General features: G+C 67.2%; 2 protein-coding genes. Both read left to right on the top strand.

The window, feature by feature from the left end; genetic code table 11:
- Positions 1-71 precede the first annotated feature (71 nt).
- Entirely contained in the window at positions 72-812 is a 741-nt protein-coding gene (locus tag HOV91_RS38555; protein WP_174190109.1) for a DUF8176 domain-containing protein, read from the top strand.
- Between the two features lie 9 nt (positions 813-821).
- Positions 822-2,669 carry an AfsR/SARP family transcriptional regulator gene (locus tag HOV91_RS38550; protein ID WP_174190108.1) on the top strand — a complete coding sequence of 616 codons (1,848 nt, stop codon included), beginning with the start codon at positions 822-824 and terminating at the stop codon, positions 2,667-2,669.
- Positions 2,670-3,548 lie beyond the last annotated feature (879 nt).

The raw sequence follows: 3,548 nt of genomic DNA, 5'->3' as shown, positions 1-3,548 counted from the left end.
CCCCCGCACCGTCCCCCTCGCGGGGGTGCGGGCAGGCCGGAGACAACCCGATCCGAGGCGAGGCGAGATGAATGGCGAGGTACCCGCGCAACCCACCAGAAGACGACGACGAAGCCTGGCTCGACCTGCCCCAGACTCCTCCGGACTTACGTCTCGTCGCCGACACCGGCTCCGGCCATGACGTCGACGAGCCCGACGAGTCGCTCCTACCGGGGGGCTTCTGGTTCAGCCGGATACGTAAGACTTCCGGCGCAGCCGCCGCCGCCCGGGATCCCCGATGGGGGGCAGGTCTAGCGGACCGGCTGCCGCCCGGTGCCTGGGCCGCGCTGGCGGCCACTATTGCTGTCCTGGCCGGGATCCTGCTGGTGTCGACCGACAAGACCAGCGACACCGGCGCGCAGGTGCCCTCCATGGCAGCACCACCCAACTCGACCACTACGGTTCAGGGGCCGTGCACCGGGCTCACCGGAGAGGTGGTCACCGAGCGTGCCGGTGACCCCGCCACCCTGGCCGGGGTGATCGCCTCCTTCGAGGCCGCCTACTACATCGACCGCGACGCCGGAAAGGCGATGCCGTTACTCGCGCCCGAGAGCGGGATCACCTTCGAGGGCCTCGCCGCGGGCATCGCCTCCGTCCCGCACGGCACCCGGCACTGCGTGGCGATCACCCCGATCGCCCCGACCACCGCCAACGTCCACATCACCGAGATTCGCCCGGACCGCACGCGCATGGACTACCTCCAGCTGATCAACACCCGCCCCGCCGAAACCGGGGGCGCGTTGGTGATCTCCAACGTCCAGAAGCAGGGATAGGAACCATCGATGAGGCCGCAGGCGCCGTACCTGATCGCCGTCGCCGGACTGACCCCACGCGCCGGGACCACCACGACCACCGTCGCGCTCGCCCACACCTGGCCCGGCCCCGAAACCGCGTTCATCGTGGAAGCCGACCCCGCAGGCGGCCAGCTCGCCGAAATGGTCGGCGCGGACCCGCGTCTCGGCCTGGCAAGCCTCGCCCGCCGAAGCGCCGTCGGCCATCCCATCACCCCTGAGCTGCTGGCCCAGCACGTGCAGCATCTGCCCGGCGGGGAGGCGTTCCTGGCCGCGCCGCCCGAATACGACCCCGCCCATCCTGTCCCGGCCGCTGCACTGCTGACCGATCCGAACCGGGGCTGGCGCGGGCTCGGAGCAACCGTGTTCGCCGATTGCGGTGTCCCCGAACCGGGCTCGCCCGCGCATCCGGTCATCGCCGCCGCCGACGCCACCCTGTTCGTGGTGCGCGCCGAGCACATCGACCCCGAGCCCGCCGCCGAGCGGCTCCTGAATCTCACCCGGCGTCGACGCCCCCGGGGCATCGTGGTCATCGGCGGCAGCCGCGCCTACATCGACGCAATCGGGTTCCCCGTCGTGGGAGAGTTGCCCGCCTCCCGCGCCGGTGCCCGTGCCCTGCTGACCGGCCGCCGCACACGCCAGCACCTGATCCCGCCCGCTCGCGGCACCATCATCGACGTGGAGATCCAGCTGCGCCGCTACGAACGCTCCGGCCAGTTCAACCCACCCAGCACTGGGCAGCCTGCCCGCCAAGACCGCCCAGTCCGGCGCAGACGCCGCGACGAGGACGGGCCCAGGATCTACAGCATCGACCCTGCCACCGTGCCGGCACCGGTTGCGCGACCCATCCCGCCGGAGCCGGTCCTGGTGGACGCCGCAGAACGCACGCCGTCCCCGGTCCGCGAGTCTGCGCTCGTCGACACCGGCGAGGCCGCCGGCCACTCGCGCGAGACCGACCTCTCCGCGGCGCCCGAGCCCGTCCTCGACACCCACACCGCGCCAGCCGACTCCGTGCCGAATCCAGCACCAGAGGTTGTCCCAGCACCGGCGGAGGTTCCGGCGTTGCGGTTGCGGGTGTTCGGGCCGACCCGGGTCTTCTGGCGTGTGCCCGATTCCGGGGAGAGCGTGGAGATCACAGGCCAGCTGCAACCACGTCTGCGCGAGCTGCTGGCAGTGCTGGCCCTGCATCCGGGCGGGTTGTCGCGAGGTCAGCTGACCGAGCTGTTGTGGGGAGAACGCCCAGCCGATCGCGCCTCAGGCGTACTCACCAACACCTTGAGCCGACTACGCAGCGCCCTCGGTGCCGCGACCGGCGGCCGGTTCAATGAGCCCCTGGCCGACGACCGGGTGCACTACCGGCTTTCCGGCACCGCGGTGAGTGTCGACTGGTGGGACTTCACCGCCGCAGTCACCGCACGCCGCCGCGCCAGCAACGACACCGACCGGACAGCCGCGTGCCGGGCTATCACCGCCATCGCCACCGAAGAACTCGCCCCTGACCTCACCGACTCCTGGACCGAACCGATCCGCGAATCCGCGCGCCGCGACACCCACAACGCCCTGGGCTGGCTGGCCACCCACGACGCCGACCACGACCCCCGCGCGACCCTCGAACTCCTCGAGACAACCGCCCAAACCGACCCCTACAACGAAGCGCTCTGGCGCGACATCCTGCGCCAGCACGCACGCCTGGGTGAATACCCGGCCCTCGACCGTGCCTACGCACTCCTGACCCGAAAGCTCGCCGAGATCGGCGAAACCCCGAGCAGAGAAACCCTTCAACTCCTCGAACACCTCCGCCAGGGCGAAGACCACAATCCAGGCAAGCCCAGCCGCTGACGAAACCGGCGCAGCTCTGTGAATAGAAACCGCTGGTTGAATAGAATTCGACACGTATTGTACTGTCGTATTGAAACTGATCTACTTAGCGATTTCTGCGCGGCGATGCGGGGGTTTTCGCTGCGAATGAGTAATTCTCTCCCCATTCGTTACTTCGTTGAAGAGTGTAAGATTTCCCGCTCGATCGGCCGTCAAATGGCCTGCGAGTTCAATGCTGGCAATCTGTGGGGAAGTGTGGGGGGCAACGTGGGGGGTTGCGTGGGGGGCCTTCAAAAGGCCCCGGCGCTACCTAGCATATGTCCAGGTAGATGGCTACATCCGTCGGCGGGTGTGATCCAGGATTGTCTATACGCAAAGCCGTATAGACATGCGTCGGCGTCGGTCATGGCCGCATCTCGTGCTGACCTGACCCCCTGGTTCGCCTCGCATTTAATGTGTTTCCGTTCCCGTCTTTTTCTCTCTGTTCTTATTCTTTGAATCATTTTCTTTTGGCTGGCCGACGGTGGGCTCGGTCGAAATTTCGCGGCATGGTGTGCATTTCATGCGCGGCTTGCTTTGTCGGCGAGGCTGGCTTCGCCGAAAATTTGGAGAATTTCCGGCGAATTGGGGTTGTGAGGCTGTTCGAGGTCGAGCTAGCGTCGACCCTGTTCCCGGAATTCGCCGGGAAATTCGCAGAAATCCGAAATGGCGGCCACGCCGCACGTATGCCGGAAACCGGCGCGAATTCGGAACGGAATTGCAGGAGTCGCAATGCTACATCCGTCGGCGGGTGTGATCCAGGATTGTCTATACGCAAAGCCGTATAGACATGCGTCGGCGTCGGTCATGGCCGCATCTCGTGCTGACCTGACCCCCTGGTTCGCCTCGCATTTAATGTGT

Origin of the sequence: Nocardia barduliensis (genome assembly GCF_013315795.1) — a bacterium.
GTDB lineage: Bacteria > Actinomycetota > Actinomycetes > Mycobacteriales > Mycobacteriaceae > Nocardia > Nocardia barduliensis.
The sequence above is the reverse complement of the archived record's forward strand: the minus strand, read 5'-3'. Positions and strand labels throughout refer to the sequence as shown.

Coding starts and splice junctions, on each gene's coding strand:
- HOV91_RS38555 (WP_174190109.1), top strand. CDS start 72: ATGGCGAGGTACCCGCGCAACCCACCAGAAGACGACGACGAAGCCTGG.
- HOV91_RS38550 (WP_174190108.1), top strand. CDS start 822: ATGAGGCCGCAGGCGCCGTACCTGATCGCCGTCGCCGGACTGACCCCA.